Here is a 566-nt window from a genome sequence, read left to right as displayed (position 1 = left end):
GTCTGGCTGGTTCTGGCGGAACAGCATCGCGTAGTCACGGCCCGGCACGCGTTCCTTGATGAGGTTGATGGCGACATACTTCAGCGCGCCCCAGCCGGCGGCGGCGTGGGCATAGGGTTCGATGCGGGGCTTTGATTTGAAGGCCATGACTGGGTCTCCTGCCTTAAAGAGTTCGATGCCTTGTGATGGCCCGAGCGTAAAGGAGGAAGGATTGCGGCAATTGCGTCTTGCGGAGCCAGTTTCGTTTTCGCACGACATGCCGGAGGCCCGGAATGCCGCAGGCAAACCAAAGGATGAAGTGGCTCCACAAATTGCCTAGGCGAGAAAACCCAGGGACGAATGCGGTCGGTGTGCCGGGCGCTCAGTCGGCGTACTGGAGGAACGCGACGGTAATCAAAATCAGATTCAGGACGGCAAGGACAATCCAGCCGTACATCAGCAGCAGGCTTTCCTGTTCGCTCACGAGGGCCTCCGCGATGTCAGGGTGCGTTGGGGGCGCCGGTGCGGGGATGTGGTCGGGGGCAACGGCGAGGCGCTGCATCCAGGTTATTTGGCTTGTCATGGTC

At 60.6% G+C, this 566-nt stretch carries 1 protein-coding gene; it reads right to left on the bottom strand.

The features are described 5' to 3' along the window. Window positions 1-361: 361 nt before the first annotated feature. Window positions 362-566: hypothetical protein (locus AC1DDH_RS20450; protein WP_476956206.1), on the bottom strand; the 205-nt coding region annotated here is incomplete at its 5' end.

The organism is Arthrobacter sp. 10T425, assembly GCF_056393985.1.
Note: the sequence above shows the minus strand (reverse complement) of the source record. Positions and strands in the feature narration are given on the sequence as shown.